Annotated in this window: 19 protein-coding genes; 7 read left to right on the forward strand and 12 right to left on the reverse strand. The window is 73.0% G+C overall.

Annotated features, from left to right (window positions below; genetic code table 11):
* On the forward strand, positions 1–651 hold the full coding sequence (locus ACFVTH_RS08155; RefSeq protein ID WP_387088962.1) for a dihydrofolate reductase family protein: 651 nt from the start codon (positions 1–3) through the stop codon (positions 649–651).
* Between the two features lie 3 nt (positions 652–654).
* Here the strand turns inward: ACFVTH_RS08155 and ACFVTH_RS08160 are convergent, their stop codons facing one another.
* Positions 655–1797 (reverse strand): M24 family metallopeptidase, encoded by a 1143-nt coding sequence (locus ACFVTH_RS08160; RefSeq protein WP_387088965.1) that lies wholly within the window; start codon positions 1795–1797, stop codon positions 655–657.
* Between the two features lie 124 nt (positions 1798–1921).
* Between ACFVTH_RS08160 and ACFVTH_RS08165 the strand changes: the two genes are divergently transcribed.
* A complete protein-coding gene (locus ACFVTH_RS08165) occupies positions 1922–2485 on the forward strand; it encodes a thioesterase family protein (protein ID WP_387088967.1) in 564 nt (187 codons plus the stop codon).
* A 54-nt stretch (positions 2486–2539) separates the two neighbouring features.
* On the opposite strand, the gene ACFVTH_RS08170 is transcribed toward ACFVTH_RS08165, so the two are convergent.
* Positions 2540–3640 carry an AI-2E family transporter gene (locus tag ACFVTH_RS08170; RefSeq protein WP_387088970.1) on the reverse strand — a complete coding sequence of 367 codons (1101 nt, stop codon included), beginning with the start codon at positions 3638–3640 and terminating at the stop codon, positions 2540–2542.
* The gene (locus ACFVTH_RS08175) at positions 3637–4164 is read right to left on the reverse strand and encodes an SRPBCC family protein (RefSeq protein ID WP_387088973.1); all 528 of its coding nucleotides are present in this window, start codon (positions 4162–4164) and stop codon (positions 3637–3639) included. Before ACFVTH_RS08175 ends, ACFVTH_RS08170 begins: the two co-directional genes overlap by 4 nt.
* A 62-nt stretch (positions 4165–4226) precedes the next feature.
* On the opposite strand from ACFVTH_RS08175, the gene ACFVTH_RS08180 reads away from it, so the two are divergent.
* Both ACFVTH_RS08180 and ACFVTH_RS08185 read left to right on the forward strand, forming a co-directional pair.
* Positions 4227–4595, forward strand: a complete 369-nt coding sequence (locus ACFVTH_RS08180; RefSeq protein ID WP_387088976.1) for a hypothetical protein — start codon at positions 4227–4229, stop codon at positions 4593–4595.
* A 90-nt stretch (positions 4596–4685) separates the two neighbouring features.
* The gene (locus tag ACFVTH_RS08185; RefSeq protein WP_387088979.1) at positions 4686–5048 is read left to right on the forward strand and encodes a DoxX family protein; all 363 of its coding nucleotides are present in this window, start codon (positions 4686–4688) and stop codon (positions 5046–5048) included.
* Positions 5049–5064: 16 nt separating this feature from the next.
* Here the strand turns inward: ACFVTH_RS08185 and ACFVTH_RS08190 are convergent, their stop codons facing one another.
* The 5 genes from ACFVTH_RS08190 to ACFVTH_RS08210 all read right to left on the reverse strand — a co-directional run bounded on the left by ACFVTH_RS08190 (position 5065) and on the right by ACFVTH_RS08210 (position 10543).
* Entirely contained in the window at positions 5065–5649 is a 585-nt protein-coding gene (locus ACFVTH_RS08190) for a TetR/AcrR family transcriptional regulator (protein WP_387088982.1), read from the reverse strand.
* A gap of 43 nt (positions 5650–5692) precedes the next feature.
* Entirely contained in the window at positions 5693–7405 is a 1713-nt protein-coding gene (locus ACFVTH_RS08195; protein WP_387088985.1) for a phytoene desaturase family protein, read from the reverse strand.
* 67 nt (positions 7406–7472) lie between these two features.
* The gene (locus tag ACFVTH_RS08200; protein WP_387088988.1) at positions 7473–8576 is read right to left on the reverse strand and encodes an MBL fold metallo-hydrolase; all 1104 of its coding nucleotides are present in this window, start codon (positions 8574–8576) and stop codon (positions 7473–7475) included.
* A gap of 125 nt (positions 8577–8701) precedes the next feature.
* Positions 8702–9499: an ABC transporter permease gene (locus ACFVTH_RS08205; protein WP_387088990.1), complete on the reverse strand. Its 798-nt coding sequence runs from the start codon at positions 9497–9499 to the stop codon at positions 8702–8704.
* Positions 9500–9526: 27 nt separating this feature from the next.
* Positions 9527–10543 carry an ATP-binding cassette domain-containing protein gene (locus ACFVTH_RS08210; protein WP_387088993.1) on the reverse strand — a complete coding sequence of 339 codons (1017 nt, stop codon included), beginning with the start codon at positions 10541–10543 and terminating at the stop codon, positions 9527–9529.
* 60 nt (positions 10544–10603) lie between these two features.
* Between ACFVTH_RS08210 and ACFVTH_RS08215 the strand changes: the two genes are divergently transcribed.
* On the forward strand, positions 10604–11608 hold the full coding sequence (locus tag ACFVTH_RS08215; protein ID WP_387088997.1) for a helix-turn-helix transcriptional regulator: 1005 nt from the start codon (positions 10604–10606) through the stop codon (positions 11606–11608).
* A gap of 40 nt (positions 11609–11648) precedes the next feature.
* On the opposite strand, the gene ACFVTH_RS08220 is transcribed toward ACFVTH_RS08215, so the two are convergent.
* The gene (locus ACFVTH_RS08220; protein WP_387089000.1) at positions 11649–12269 is read right to left on the reverse strand and encodes a TetR/AcrR family transcriptional regulator; all 621 of its coding nucleotides are present in this window, start codon (positions 12267–12269) and stop codon (positions 11649–11651) included.
* Between the two features lie 77 nt (positions 12270–12346).
* Here ACFVTH_RS08220 and ACFVTH_RS08225 point away from each other — a divergent pair, with 77 nt between their 5' ends.
* Both ACFVTH_RS08225 and ACFVTH_RS08230 read left to right on the forward strand, forming a co-directional pair.
* Entirely contained in the window at positions 12347–12625 is a 279-nt protein-coding gene (locus ACFVTH_RS08225; protein ID WP_387089003.1) for a DUF1905 domain-containing protein, read from the forward strand.
* Positions 12622–13407, forward strand: coding sequence for an alpha/beta fold hydrolase (locus tag ACFVTH_RS08230; RefSeq protein WP_387089006.1), 786 nt, complete (start codon positions 12622–12624; stop codon positions 13405–13407). The genes ACFVTH_RS08225 and ACFVTH_RS08230 overlap by 4 nt, the downstream gene beginning before the upstream one ends.
* Positions 13408–13437: 30 nt before the next feature.
* Here the strand turns inward: ACFVTH_RS08230 and ACFVTH_RS08235 are convergent, their stop codons facing one another.
* The 3 genes from ACFVTH_RS08235 to ACFVTH_RS08245 are packed head-to-tail and all read right to left on the reverse strand — an operon-like array spanning position 13438 to position 15369.
* Entirely contained in the window at positions 13438–13923 is a 486-nt protein-coding gene (locus ACFVTH_RS08235; RefSeq protein ID WP_387089009.1) for an META domain-containing protein, read from the reverse strand.
* A 22-nt stretch (positions 13924–13945) separates the two neighbouring features.
* Positions 13946–14374: an META domain-containing protein gene (locus ACFVTH_RS08240; RefSeq protein ID WP_387089012.1), complete on the reverse strand. Its 429-nt coding sequence runs from the start codon at positions 14372–14374 to the stop codon at positions 13946–13948.
* A 59-nt stretch (positions 14375–14433) separates the two neighbouring features.
* Positions 14434–15369, reverse strand: coding sequence for a LysR family transcriptional regulator (locus ACFVTH_RS08245; RefSeq protein ID WP_387089015.1), 936 nt, complete (start codon positions 15367–15369; stop codon positions 14434–14436).
* Positions 15370–15375 lie beyond the last annotated feature (6 nt).

Genomic DNA, 15375 nt, shown 5'->3' on the forward strand with positions numbered 1-15375 from the left:
GTGGCGCACGTCGTCCTCGAGATGTCGATGACGGTCGACGGCTTCACCGCCGCCCCGGGCGTCAGCGTCGGGTACCCGCTCGGCGTCGACGACGACGTGGCGCACGAGTGGGCTCGCCCGCCGCTCTTCGACGGTGCGGTGCCGCGCGACGACCGCGACGGCATCGTCGACACCGAGCCCGCGCGGATCGACCGCGAGGCCGCGGAGCGCATGTTCGAGGCGACCGGGGCGTTCGTGATCGGCCGCCGCACCTTCGACCTCGGGGAGGCGCGCTGGGGCGACGACCCGATCCTGCAGGGCCGGCCGTGCTTCGTCGTGACCAGTCGTGAGCACGAACCCGTCGTGCGGGGCGGTTCGCAGTTCGAGTTCGTGACCGGCGGCGTCGCGGAGGCGGTCGCGCTCGCGAGCGAGGCCGCGAGTGCCGCCGCGGTGTGCATCCTGGGCGGCGCCGGGGTCGCACGCCAGGCGCTCGCCCTCGGCCTCGTCGACGAGGCTCGGTTGCATCTCGTGCCGGTGCTGCTCGGCACTGGGTCACGGCTCTTCGCCGACACGGAGTCGCACCGGGTCGAGCTCGAGCCGATCAGCGTCGCGCAGGGCGCCCGGGCGACGCACCTGCGGTACCGGGTGCAGCGCGGTACGTCGGCAGGGTGATCGCTAGACCACGATGAGCTCGGTCGGCGAGGTGTTCATCAGCACCGCACCCTCGTCGCCGACGACGACGATGTCCTCGATGCGCACGCCGAATCGGCTCGGCAGGTAGACCCCGGGCTCGATCGAGAACGCCATGCCCGGCTCGAGCGGGCGGGTGTTGCCGGCGACGATGTACGGGTGCTCGTGCACCTCGAGGCCGATGCCGTGGCCGGTGCGGGTGATGAAGTGCTCGCCGTAACCGGCTCGCTCGATCACCTCGCGGGCGGTGCGGTCGATCGACTCGGCGGTCGCCCCCGGGCGCACGGCGTCGACGGCGGCGCGCTGCGCCGTACGCACGAGGTCGTGTACCGTCGCGAACTCGGGGTCGGGCTCGCCGCCCGCCACGAGGTAGGTGCGCGTGCTGTCGGAGTTGTACCCGGCCGGGTTCGGTCCGCCGATGTCGACGACGACCGGGTCGCCCGCCTCGATGACCCGGTCGGATGCCTCGTGGTGCGGCGAAGCCCCGTTCGGGCCGGAGGCGACGATGACGAAGTCGGCCGCGCGGTGCCCCTCCTCGACGAGGGCGGCGGCGATGTCGGCGGCGACCTCGTTCTCGGTGCGGCCGGCGCGCAGCCATTCGCCGATGCGCAGGTGCACCCGGTCGATCGCGGCGCCGACCGACGCGAGTTCGTCGACCTCGAACGGCTGCTTGCGCATGCGCAGCTCGGCGGTGAGATCGCCGGCGGGGCGCATCCGCAGCTCGGGCCGGGCCGCCTGCAGTCGGAACGCGTGCAGGTACGGCAGGTGGTCGTCGACGGCGGCGCTGGGGGGTCCGGCCGCCGCCCCGGCGCCGAGCTCGCCGAGGAGCGCCGCATACGGGTCCTGCCCGTCGAGCCACGTCACGAAGCGCACCCCCGCCGCCTCGGCCGCGCTGCCCTCCCAGCCCCCGCGTTCGAGCGCCGGCAGGATCATGACCGCATCGCCGGGCGCGGCGGCCGGCACGGCCAGCAGGGTGAGCCGCTCGTGCGAGGGCACCGAGTGACCGACGAGGTAGGCGAGATCGGGCCCGGGGGCGACGAGCACGACGTCGACGCCGGCGTCGACCGCGGTCTCGGCGAGTCGGCGGAGTCGGTCGGTGGTCGTGGCGGCGGAGGCGGCGTTCGACATGGCTCGGAGTCTACGAGGGGCCCTGCCCGTTGGCCACAACATCGGCGCGAGGCATCCGTCTCTCATTGTCGCAACCCGATGATGATGGGGTATCGACCACGAATCAGGCATACAGTCATCGACCATGCACATGTTCTTCCGCACGATGCTGCATTTCGTGCTCGCCCGCTTCCGTTCGCGGCTCGGGCACGGCGATGTCGCCCGCACGAACTTCATCACCCTGCCGACCGACCTCGACATCCTCAACCACATGAACAATGGGGTCTACCTCTCGATCATGGATGTCGCGCGGTTCGAGATGCTCGTGCGCAACGGCGTCTGGCAGCTCATGCGCGACCGCGGCTGGTACCCGGTGGTGGCGAGCGAGACGATCACCTTCCGCAAGTCGCTGAACCCCTGGAACCGGTTCACGATCGAGTCGCGGATCATCGGCCACGACGACAAGGCCGTCTACATGGAGCAGCGCTTCGTGCGGCCGGATGCCTCGGGGAGCCCCGAGATCTACGCGACCGGCTACATCCGGGCGCGCTTCCTGCGGAGGTCGGGCGGCACCGTACCGATGCCCGAGCTCGTCGAGGCGTTCGGCGTCGAGGGGTTCCACGGGATCCCCGAGTGGATCGAGCGCTGGGGCGACGACGTCGCGCTGCCGCCGATGCGTGCGGCGGCGCCGTCGGTGTGGAGCGACTAGCCCTGGCCCTGGCCCTGGCCCTGGCCCTGGCCCTGGCCCCGGCCCCGGCGCCTGCTAGCTTCGCGCCTGCTTCGGCACGACGACCTCGCGGATGATGAGCAGGATGCCGGCGGAGATCGGGATCGCGACGAGCGCGCCGAGCAGGCCGAGCAGCGTGCCGCCCGCGAGCGCCGAGATGAGCACGATCGTGCCGGGCACCTGCACCGCCTTGCCCATGACCTTCGGCGTGAAGATGTACGCCTCGACCTGCATGTAGACGAGCATCGCGATGAGCACCACGATGCCGGCGACGGGCGAGACGAGCAGGGCGATCACCGTCATGATGACGGTCGTGATGACCGTGCCGATGAGGGGGATCAGCGTGATGAAGAACGCCATCGCGCCGATGAACAGCGCGTACGGCACGCCGACCGCGATGAGCAGGAGGGTCGAGAACACCGAGTTCACGAAGGCGAGCACGACCATGCCGCTCAGGTACCGGCCGATCGACTGCATGATGCGCTCGGCGTAGCCCTCCACCCGCGTGCGGTGGCTCGCCGCCACGAGCGTGTAGCAGGCGCGCTTGGTCGTGTCGAGCGTCGCGATGAAGTAGATCGAGAGCACCACGACGAACACGCCGGTCGAGATGCCGTCGAGCAGCGCCGCGCCGAACTGCAGGGCGCCGCCGCCGACCGCGGCCCAGAAGTCGGGGTCGGCGAGGATGCCGCTGACCCACGCGACGGCCGACTCGAGCAGGCCGTTCGTCGCCTCGTTGACCCGGTCGAACCAGCCCGAGGCGTAGAGGTCCTTGAGCTCGGCGGGAAGCGCCTTCGCGAACGAGACCGCCTGGCCGATCACGGGCGGCACGACGAGCCAGACGACGCCGACGATGACGCCGACGAAGAGCAGGATCACGGTGACGATCGCGACGCCCCTGCGCATGCCGCGGCGTTCGAACCAGCGGATGAGCGGATCGAGTCCGAGTGCGACGAACGCGGCGATGAAGACCGACAGCACCACGCTCGAGAGGTTGACGACCGCGACGGCGAGCCCGAGCGCGAGCAGCACGCCGAGCGTGACGATGAAGCCCCAGCGCAGCGGGTGGTTCACGAAGAGGCTGCGGCGCTCCTCGGTCGAAGAGGTGCTGCGCCGACGAAGCCGATCTGCCGTGTTCACGGCGTCAGTTTAGGGGCGGGCTGCGCTGCGCTCGGCACCGTGAGGTCGCGGTAGTGGGGCGAGAACTCGGGGTAGTACGTCTCCCAGACGGGAAGCGCGGCGCCCGACCGCGAGGCCGCGAGCCGGTCGAGGTAGAAGTCCCAGCCGGGGCCGATGCTCGCGGCGTCGGACGCGTCCTTCACTCGCTGTCCGAGCGTGAGCGTGGTCATGCGGCCGCCCTCCACGAGGTGGCAGAACACGCGGACCCCCGTCGGGCCCGAGCCGGAGTCGGCGGTGAAGCTGTGCGGCGCGCGGCACTCGAGGATGGTGACGTTCATCCACTCGGCGCCCTCCTCGCTCATCTGGAAGCGGACGCCGCCCGTCGACGGGCTGCCCGTGTACGTGCCGATCCATCCCTTCATGGCGTTGGGATTCGTCAGGCTGAACCACACGTCTTCGATGGGGGCGTGGAACAGGCGGTCGAACTGCAGGTACAGGCCGTCGGCCTTCAGCACGTAGTGTCCGGTCGGTTTCGCGGTCATCATCGCCCCCACTCGTCGTGACTTTCAGGCTAATCCGGGCGGGTGCGAAGCACTAGAGTCGGGGCATGAGTTCCAAGGGGTCGCAGCGCGTCGCGCACGAAGAAGCAATGGACATCACCGAGGGCAAGTCGGGGCTGTGGGGTTGGCTCGCCGGACTGATCGTGCTCGCCGTCATCGCGGTGCCGCTCTCGGCGTCGTTCGCCTTCGCGACGCATCCGAACACGCAGCAGCTGTTCTCGGGCCGCCTCGAGGAGGTCGGCAACAGCGCCTACCAGGCGTTCTGGTGGGTCGTGACGATCTTCCTCGTCGCCCTGCCGTTCCTCGTCGGCTACGTGGTCGCGAAGCTCTCGGTGAAGTCGCTGGTGATCGTCGGCGCGATCATCGCGCTCTTCGTCATCGCGATCATGATCCTCGGGCAGGTCTTCGTCTTCTAGGCGCGGCGGCGTCGGCGCGGCCCGGGGGCGGCCGGTGCCTCGCCGACGCCCTCATGGCGGCGTTCCGTACCATACGGTATGGTACGGAATATGGATGTCACGTTCCCCGACCCCGTCTGGCCCGTCGTGCTCCTGGCGGTCATCTGCCTCGGCGACGCCCTGCTGTGCCTCAAGCCCGTCGCGTTCATCGCGAAGTGCTTCGAGGACGTCGGCTTTCCGAGGCGGTGGTGGTGGGTGATGCCGCCGATCAAGTTCGCCGCTGCGGCGGGCCTCATCGCCGGCATCTGGATCCCGTACCTCGCCGCCCTCACCTGCGCGGCGCTGGTCGCCTACTTCCTCGTCGCGATCGCCATGCACGTGCGGGCGCGCGACTTCGGGCGCAACCTCTTCGTCAACGCGACCGGCATGCTCGTGATCTGCGTCGCGACCGGACTCTTCTGCTTCGTGCTCTGAATCGAGGCGTCGACCCTCAGCCGCGGGCGTCGTCGCCGCCCGGCGCGTCCGCGAGCGGGGCGATCTCGAGCAGCAGCTCGTAGACCCCGCGGAGTTCGTCGGCGCCGATCGGCGGCACCGTCGCCGCTGCGCCCACCGAGACGAGGTACGGCACGAGCGCCGCGGTGCGCGCGGCCGCGTCCGAGGAGGTCGCCGGCCGCCAGACGGCCTGGAGTGCCTCGATGACGCGCGCGTCGATGCGGGCCTGCGTCGCACGGGCGTCGTCGTCGGTGCGGGCCCAGGCGCGCACGGCGGCGTCGAGCTCGGTCGGGCGGATGGACGGCCCCGTCGCGAGCGCGAGTTCGCTGAGCCACTGGAGGGTCGCGCGAGTTCCGCCGTCGCCCCGCGCCGCGATGCCCTCGTCGATCGCCGCGGTCGTGCGCTGCTCGTAGTACGCGAGCAGCGCCTGCTTGTACCCGCCCGCACCGTCGAAGTGGTGGTGGAAGGAGCCCTTCGTCACGCCGAGTCGGGCGGCCAGGCGGTCGATGCGCAGCGCCGGCGCCCCCTCGTTGGCGAGCACCGACAGCCCCTCGTCGAGCCACTGCTCTCGTGTCGTCGCCATGGAGCCACCGTACCCGACGGTATGGTCGGCCGGGCGCGGCGGCTCAGCCGGCGAGCTGCTCGAGCACGGCCATCGCCGCGTTGTGCCCGCCGATCCCGCTGACGGCGCCGCCGCGCACCGCGCCCGACCCGCACAGCAGGATCGCGGGATGCCGCGTGGCGACGCCCCAGCGCTCGGCGGGGGTCGTGAGCGGCGTGCCGGGCTCGGCCCACGGCCATGACAGCGGGCCGTGGAAGATGTTGCCGCCCGGCATGCGGAGGGTCGCCTCGAGGTCGAGCGTCGTCTTCGTCTCGATGCAGGGGCGCCCCGAGGCATCCCGCATGATGACCGACTCGATGGGCTCGGCGAGCACCGAGTCGAGGGAGTCGAGCACCGCCTGCTGCAGGAGGTCGCGCAGCTCGTCGTTGCCGTGGCGCTCGAGCAGGCGGTGCGGCACGTGCAGGCCGAACACGGTGAGCGTGTGCGCGCCCGAGGCCGCGAGCTCGGGCGACAGGATCGACGGGTCGCTCAGCGTGTGGCAGTAGATCTCGCAGGGCAGCGGCGAGGGGATGCCGCCGCGCGCCGCCGTCGCGTACGCCGCGTCGAGCTGCGTGGCGAGTTCGTTGATGTGAAAGGTGCCCGCGAACGCCTGCTCGGGCGCGACCTCGGCATCGCGGAGGCGGGGGAGCCGGGTGAGCAGCAGGTTCACCTTGACCTGCGCGCCCTCGGGGGCGTGCAGCGCACGCAGCCGCTCGCGCACGACGGGCGGAACGGCGACCGGGCCGTCGTCGGAGAACCGCGCCTGGTCGCGCGGGGCGACGCCGGTGCCGCCGAGGTGGTCGGCGGGTGCTTCCGGGGCGCCCGCCTCGAGGAGCCGCTCGAGCACGGCGGGCGCGACATTCGCGAGCAGGGTGCCCGCGGTGGCGAGGCGCTCCGCGCCCGCGAGCCGGTAGCGCACGCGGCCGGCCGGGGCGACGCCGAGCACCTCGGCGCCCGTGACGAGCGTCGCGCCGGCCTCGCGCGCCGAGCGGGCGAGCTCGCCGCTCACGGCGCCCATGCCGCCGACGGGCACGTCCCAGTCGCCGGTGCCGCCGCCGATCACGTGGTAGAGGAAGCAGCGGTTCGCATCGAGGGCGGGGTCGTCGAGCGCGGTGAACGTGCCGATGAGTCCGTCGGTCGCGACGACGCCGCGCACGAGGTCGCTCGCGAACCGCGCGTCGATCGCCTCGCCGAGGGGGCGTTCGACGAACGCGTTCCACGCCTCGTCGTCGCCGATGAGGGCGCGGGCCTCTGCCCGGGTCGGCAGCGGTTCGGTGAGGGTCGGGAAGAGCCGCTCGGCGAGGTGCGCGGTCTCGGCGTAGAACGCCTCCCAGGCGGCCGCGTCGTCGGCGGCGCCGACGCGGGTGAAGGCGGCGGCGGATGCCGCTGCGTCGGCCTCGCCGTCGACGAGCAGCCCTCGCTCGGGGTCGGTCGGATCGGGCGTGTAGGAGGAGAAGCGGCGGCGCACGAGCTCGACGTCGAGGCCGAGCTCGTCGATGATGCGCCGCGGCAGCAGGCTCACGAGGTACGAGTACCGGCTGAGCCGGGCGTCGACGCCCTCGAAGGCCACGGCCGAGACCGCCGCCCCGCCCAGGTGGTCGTCGCGCTCGAGGAGGAGCACGTCGAGCCCGGCGCGGGCGAGGTAGGCGGCCGCCGTGAGGCCGTTGTGTCCGCCGCCGAGGATCACGACGTCGTGGGCGGAGGGCGCGGGCACTGCCGCGTGCTCGGTGCTGGGCATGAGACGAGCGTAGGCCGTGGCGGCCCGGCCGCCGACCGCCGTCGAGCCGGGGCCGAGCCGCCTCGGGCTACTTCGTGCGGCCGCCGATGCCGATCGTGTCGCCGTCGCGGCCCACGACGACGGTGCCGCCGAAGCTCTTCCGCGCGTGACGCTTCCACACCTGGTCGGGCACGTCGCGGACGCCGGCGGGAACGAGGTGGCTCAGTGCGAGGGTGCCGACGCCGGCCGCGGAGGCCAGCTGGCCGACGCGGTCGGAGGCGGTGTGCGTGCGCGAGAAGGTCTCGGCGAGCCGGGGGTTGATGGTCGCGAAGTAGGCGTGGTCGTAGACCTCGTGCACGAGGAGGTCGGCGCCGCGGGCGAGGCGCACCAGGTTGTCGGACGGGGCGGTGTCGCCGCTGACGACGACCGACCCGTCCGCGGTGTCGAAGCGGTAGGCGAACGAGGGGAAGACGGGCGGGTGGTCGACGAGGATCGCCGTGACCCGTACGAAGCCGTCGTCCATCACCTCGAACGGCTCCATGTCGGGAGCCCGGTTCGTGGCGCTCGCGCCGATGTCGGGGAGCTCGATGTCGTGCGGGTCGAGCACGTTCCAGATGTCGGGCTTGCGGCTCTCGGCCATGCGCGTGTTGAGGTCGTAGGCGGTGGCGGCGACGGCGCCGCGGAGGAAGTCGGTGAGCCCGGGGGTTGGTGCTTCGGGCTGCTGCACCGGGGCACCGGGCGCCTGCGGGACGCTCCCCGCCGGGCCCGGGCCGTAGATGCCGACCGATCGCGAGATGTTGCCGCGCGCGCCGGGCGCGCCGTAGTTCAGCCAGAAGAGGTTGTAGACCTCGGCCAGGTGGTCGGAGTGCAGGTGCGTGATGAACACCGACTGGACCTGCTCCATCGTGAGGCCCGCTCGCGCGTACGCCGTCACGGCACCCGGCCCGAGGTCGACGAGGTAGGCCCGGTCCTCGACCAGCACGACGGTGCAGATGCCCAGGCGCCCGTCCTGCGGGGGCGGGCCGCCGGCGGTGCCCGCCAGCACCACGCGCGTACGGTAGCCGCGGGCGGTCAGCGGCGCCGCGGCGGCCGGGGCGGTCGCGAGGCCGACGCTGCCGGCGCCGATCGCCGCGGCTCCGGTGAGCATGCCACGACGGGTGAGCCCGGAGGCGGATGGGGATTCGAACGTCATCGGTCTTCTCCTCAATTCTGGATACGGTATCCGAAACAAGGTATCGAGACCGACCGCCCAGAGCAACGACGAGTGGGGCGCGGGTCGCCCCGCGCCCCACTCGACGGCAGGTCGGCCCCCTCGGTTCAGCTCGCCCGGCGCATCGCCCGCACGCCGACGAGCACGCCGATCGCGCACGTCACGATCGCGGCGATCGCGCCGCCCACGACGGCCGGGGCGCCGAAGTCGCCCGCGAGCAGCGCCCGCTCGGCGCCGACGAGGTAGCTCAGCGGGTTCACCGCGGCCGCGACCTTCATCCAGCCGGGGCCGTCGTCGAGGGGCAGGAGCATGCCCGACAGGATCATCAGCGGGAACAGCAGGGTCTGGTGCACCATCCAGAACATCCAGTCGCGGTTGCGGCACGAGAGCGCGAGCGTGTAGCTCAGTGCGCCGAAGCCGATGCCGAAGACGGCCAGGATCGCGAGGCCGACGACGAGGCCCGGGACATCCACCGAGAACCCGAAGGGCACCGCGACCACGACGACGATCGTGCCCTGGACGACGAGCGGCACCACCTCCTTGAGGGCGCGGCCGACGAGCAGGGCGCTGCGGGAGAGCGGCGCGACGAGGGTGCGCTCGTGCGATCCGGTCTGCATCTCGAAGAGCAGGTTGGCGCCGGTCGAGGCGGTGCCGAACAGCGCCACCATCACGAGGATGCCGGGCACGAACCACTGCAGGGTGCCGGCGACGTCGCCGCCCGCCGCCCCGATGAGCAGCGGCCCGAACAGGCCGAGGAAGACGAGGGGTTGCACGAGCGAGAACATCACGCTGAACGGGTCGCGCACGAGCGGCTTCGACTCTCGGACGAAGACGGCGGCGGTGTCGCGGAGGAAGCCCGTCGGGCGGGTGCCGGCGGTGGTGCCGGCGGGAGCGATGGTGGTCATGGCGAGAGTCCTTTCGGTGGGTGGAGGTCAGGCGGCGGCGGGTGCGGACGCGGCGGACGAGGCAGCGGCGGGCGCGGCGTTCGCGGCCTCCTCGCGGAGGCTGCGGCCGGTGAGCGCGAGGAACACGTCGTCGAGGGTCGGCTGGCGATGGGTGGCCGCGGCGACGTCGATGCCGGCGTCGGCGAGTTCGCGGATGTAGCGGGGCAGCGCGCGGTCGCCGCCCGGCGCCCTGACCGTCACGACTCGGTCGGCGTCGCCGTCGGGTCCGCCCTGCTCGCCGCCGAGGCGGGCGGCGGCGGTCGCGGCATCCGATGCGCGTTCGAAGGTGAGCGTGACCCGGTCGCCGCCCAGCGACTCCTTGAGCGCCCAGGCGGTGTCGTCGGCGATGACCGAGCCGTGGTCCATCACCATGACGCGCTCGGCGAGGCGGTCGGCCTCGTCGAGGTAGTGCGTCGTGAGGAAGATCGTGGTTCCGGTCGCGCGGCGCAGCTCGACGATGTGCTGCCAGAGGTTCGCCCGGCTGTGCGGGTCGAGACCCGTCGACGGCTCGTCGAGGAAGAGCAGCTCGGGGTGGTGGATGAGGCCCAGCGCGATGTCGAGCCGGCGCTTCTGCCCGCCCGAGAGCGACTGCACGGTGCGGTTCGCGACCTGGCCGAGCTCGAGCGACTCGATGAGCTCGGCGGCGCGCGCCCGCGTCTCGCGTCGGCCGAGTCCGTAGAACGCGCCCTGGGCGTGCAGCTCGTCGCGCACGCGCTGCGTGTGCCCGCCCGAGCTGCCCTGCCCGACGTAGCCGATGCGGCGGCGCACGCCCGCCGGGTCGCGGCGGACGTCGCATCCGGCCACGACCGCGTCGCCGCTCGTCGCGGGCAGCAGCGTGGTGAGCATGCGGAGGGTCGTCGACTTGCCGGCGCCGTTCGGGCCGAGGAATGCGACGAGCTCGCCCCCGCCGACGGCGAGGTCGAGCGAACGGACGGCCTCGACGGTCTGCCCCTTCGAGCGGAACGTCTTCGTGAGGCCCTGTGCGGTGATCATCTGGTTCGTCATGACCCCAGCCTTTCGAAGCATCCGGTCACTTCCTGTCCGGTTTCAGGAGAGAATCGGAACATGGGCGCGACCACCTCGAGAACCCTCGAACTCCTCTCACTGCTGCAGAGCCACCGGCACTGGTCGGCGCGCGAGCTCACGGGGCGGCTCGGCGTGAGCGACCGCACGCTGCGCCGCGACGTCGAGCGTCTGCGCGAGCTCGGCTACGGCATCGAGTCGCTGCGCGGCACGGCCGGCGGCTACCGGCTCGAGGCCGGCACCGGCCTGCCGCCGCTGCTGCTGAGCGACGACGAGGGCGTCGCGATCGCACTGGGACTGCGCTCGCAGGCGACCGCGGGTCTCCGCGGCGCGGAGCACACGACCCTCTCGGCACTCGCGAAGATCGAGCAGGTGCTGCCGCCCGCGCTGCGCCGCCGCATCGAGGCGCTCCAATCGCACACCGCGGTGGGCGCCGGCGGTGCGTGGAATCGCTCGGGCCGGCCCACGCCAGAGGTCGACACCGAGCTGCTCGGCGTCCTCGCGCTCGCCTGTCGCGACAGCGAGCGGCTGCGGTTCAGGTACACGGATGCCACGGGCGCGCCCTCGGCCCGCATCGTCGAGCCCTACCGGCTCGTGCCCGTGGCGCGCCGCTGGTACCTCCTCGCGTGGGACCGGGAACGCCTCGACTGGCGCACGTTCCGGCTCGACCGCATCAGCGAGGTGTTCTCGACCCGCGTGCGGTTCGAGCCCGAGGAGGTGAGCGAGGAGGCCGCGCGCGAGCGGGTCGAGCGCGCCGTGCGCCATCGACGCAGGAGCATCCGCGCCCGCGTCGTCGTCGAGCTGCCGCAGGCCGAGCTCGTCGAGCACCTCGGGTGGTACGGCCGCGAGGTCGAGGCGGTCGACGCCGCCCACTGCGCCTGGCCGATCGAGGCCGAGTCGGTCGAGGCGCTCGGCATGGCGCTCATGTGGCTGCCCGCGGGCGTCGGCTATCGCATCGACGGCTCGCCCGAGCTGCGGGAGTTCCTCGGCGCGCAGGCGGAGCGGTTCGCGGCCGCGGCCGCAGCGGGAGCGGCGCCGTCGGCCTGAGCCGTCGGTCGGGGCACCCGGTTGCCGCCGGTCGCGCCGGTCAGTCGCCGTGCGCGCCGAAGGCGGCGAAGAACACGTCGAGGGCCGAGTCGACCTGGGCCTCGATCTCGGGCGCCGTCGGGATCGCCGCATCGCCGAGCAGCATCGCCCGGTTGACCGGTTCGCCCATCACCAGCCAGTTGAGCTGCGCGGCCGCCCGCTCGGCGTCGTCGACGCGCACCGCGCCGGCATCGCCGAGCTCGGCGATGAGGGCGGCGAGCTTGGTGATCGCGCGCCGCGGCCCCTGCTCGTAGAGGGCGGCCGCGAGCTCGGGGGAGCGCTGGAGCTCGCCGATCACCAGGCGGCGCAGGCTCAGCACGTCGGGCGCCATCACCGCGGTGAGCTGGGCGATGAGGAGCGCCCGGAGGGTCGGGCGGGCGTCGGAGGCGGGGTCGAACACGGGCGGCGAGGGGACGGCGCGGCGTGCGGCGACCGTCTTCGCCGTGACGAGCTCGAGGAACAGTGCGCGCTTGCTGCCGAAGTGGCTGTAGAGGGTCTGCTTGGCGACGCCGCACTCCTTCGCGATGGAATCCATCGTCACCGACTCGTAGCCGGTGGACAGGAACTGGCGCTCGGCCGCGAGGAGGGCGGCCTCGCGCTTCTGCAGTGAACTCGGGCGCATCTGAAGACCTCCTTGCAACATCATACTGATGAGTCTATATTCAAAACGAGACTCACCAGTCCAGAAACGAGGCGATCATGTCACGCACACCAGCACTCGAATTCGACGCAGAACTCAGGGTCGCGCCCGAAGCGGCCTCGTGGACCGTCTTCGAGGTGCCCGGCTCACGCGCCCACTTCGGCACCGGCAACCCGGTGCGGGTGACCGGCACGATCGACGGGCATCCCGTGGCGATCACGCTCATGCCTTCCGGCACGGGCACCCACCTCGGCCCCGTGAAGGCGGCGACCCGCAAGGCGATCGGCAAGGCCGCCGGCGATCGGGTGCACGTGCGACTCGAGCGGGCCGAGGCATGAGCGCCGTCGAGTCGGTGCGCACGGCCGCGGGCGACCGCGTCGTGTTCGACCGCCACGGCGAGGTCAGCGCCCCCGCCGCGCTCTTCATCCAAGGTGCAGGGCCGACTCGCGCGGGCGACCCGGTGACCGCCGAGACCGCCCGGCTGCTCGCCGAGCGCGGCTTCCAGGCGCTCGTGCACGACCGCGTGGGACGGGGAGACTCGGCGGCGGCCGGGCCGATCTCGCTCGAGCGCGAACTCGACGCGATCGCGGCGCTCGCCGCATCGGCGGCCGGCCCGGTCGTGCTCGTGGGCCACTCCTCGGGGTGCGCCATCGCGATGCTCGCGGCGGCGCGCGTCGATCGGCTCGCGGGCCTCGTGCTCTGGGAGGCGCCGCTCGGCCAGTTCGCCGACGGGGCCCCCGCGTGGTGGGCCGAGGTCGAGCGGCGGCTCGAGGCCGGCGAGCTCGAGCAGGCCGTCGCTGCCTACATGGTCGGCATGCCGCCCGAGTGGCTGGAGGAGCTGAGGCGCTCGCCCGACTATCCCGGGCTCGTGCACAGCTGGATCCCCGACGGCCGGGCGCTCGCCTCGGTCGAGTCGGCCGGCCCGGCGGCGTCGATCGGCGGGCTCGGGGTGCCGGTGCTCGCCGTCGTCGGCACCGAGACGTTCCCCGGCATGGCGGCGGCGGCCGACGGCATCGCGGCGGCGGCGCCCCACGGCGCGAGCGAGGCGCTCGCCGGCGCGTGGCACAGCTGGGACCCGGAGGCGATGTCGGCGCGGCTCGCCGCGCTCCTCGCCGGTTGAGGCGAGCACCGGGGCCTGCCGCCTCGACGTTCAGGCGCTGCGCTCGAGCGTGCCGACGACCACGTCGTCGTCGCCGAGCACGGTCATCGTGTCGCCGTCGATCGTGGCCTCGTCGAGCGCCGACAGCCAGGTGTCCACGCCCTCGCAGGCCATGCGCGTCGAGGCGACGTCGTCGAACTCGATGCGGCCGCCGCCCTCGTCCTCCCAGCGTCCGGTGAGGCGGTTGCAGCCGTCGGTGCCGGCGAGGGCGCCGTCGGCGGCGAGCACGAGCGAGGGGGAGGCGGGATCGCCCGCGTCGCCCCACGTGCCCACGGGACCCGTCGCCGGTGTCGCCGACCCCGCTGACGCGGTCGGCGCCGGTGCCGATGAGGGCGGCGCCGAGGCGGGCGTGCTCGCCGGGGGAGTGTTCGAGGCGCCCGAGCCCGAGCACGCCGTGACCAGCACGAGCACCGCGGCCGCGAGCGACGCGCCGAACGCCGTGCGAACGGCTCGCCGGCCCAGCACCGAGCCGGTCATGCGCCGGGCGTCGCCCCGTCGCTCATTCGTCCTCGCCCGTCTGCACGCTGTCGCTCGACTCCAGCGTGCCGATCTCGGCGCCGTCGGAGCCGTACACCGTCATCGTGTCGTCGGCGATCGTGGCCTGGTCGAGCCCCGAGAGCCAGGTGTCGATGCCCTCGCAGGCCTTCATCGTCGACGCCGCGTCGTCGAACTGCACGTGGTCGGACTCGTCGACCGTCCAGGTGCCGGTCAGCCGGTTGCAGCCGTCCGTGCCGCTGAAGCTGCCGCCGTCTTCGAGCGTGAGCGACGGCGCCTCGGCGTCGTCGGCATCGCCCCACGTGCCGGTCGGATCGATCGAACCGCCCTGCACCGAGCCCGCTTCGCCGAGGCAGCCGGTCAGCGCGAGCAGCAGCACGGCCGCGCTCGCCACCCCACCGGTTCCCCGGACGACCTTCCCCCGAGTCGTCATGCTCGCGACACTACTGCGATGCGGCGCGAACCGCCATGCCCCGAAGACGGGGCGATGCGTCAGGGGGCCGCCGCGGCCGACGGCGTCGCGGTCGCCCGTGCGGCGCGGGCGAGGGCGTCGCGGGAGGCGACGACGGCGGGACGGTCGGCCGCGGCGTGCCGAGTCGAGGTGAAGACCTCGCGCTCGGGATGCCCCGGGAGGTCGACGAGCCGCACGCTCGGCGCCTCGCCCGCCCACACCAGGTCGGGCAGCAGGCCGACCGCGTTGCCCGAGCGGATCAGCCGGATGTGCGCCATGAGGTCGGCCGTCTCGAAGCGGACGTCGGGCTCGAAGCCCGCTTCGCGGCACAGCTGCTCGGCCCACTCGCGCGAGGCGGTGCCCTCGGGCTCGAGCACCCACGGCAGGGTCGCAGCCGTCTCGAGCCCGGCCGCCGCGGCGAGTCCGGCCGATCGGGCCGCCGGATGCGGCGGCAGCGCGAGGCGGATGGCATCCGCGGCGAGGTGCACGCGGTCGAGCTCGGCGCGATGCGCTCGGGTGTGCCCGGGGTACTGCTCGGCCACGACGAGGTCGAAGTCGCGCGCCGCCACCTCGAACAGGCCGACGTCGGGCTCGCGTTCGGTGATCTCGACCCGCAGCGCCGGGTGCTCGGCGCGCAGCAGCGTGAGTGCCTGCGGCACGACCGCGTGCGCCGCCGACTGGAACACCGCGATGCGCACCGTTCCGCCGACCGCGGTGAGCGAGCGCGCCACCTCGGACTCGGCCTCCTCGAGCCGATCGAGGATCGCCCGGGCGTGTTCGACGAGGACGAGCGCCTGCGGCGTGAGCTGCACCCGCCGCCCGACCTGCACGAGCAGCGGCACGCCCGCCTCGCGCTCGAGCAGGCTGAGCTGCTGCGACACCGAGGACGGGCTGTACGAGAGGGCGTCGGCGACCGCCGTCAGCGTGCCGCGCTGGCTCAGTTCGACGAGCAGCCGGAGTCGGCGGACATCGAGCATGGGGCC

Source organism: Agromyces sp. NPDC058104 (assembly GCF_042884835.1).
Taxonomy (GTDB): domain Bacteria; phylum Actinomycetota; class Actinomycetes; order Actinomycetales; family Microbacteriaceae; genus Agromyces.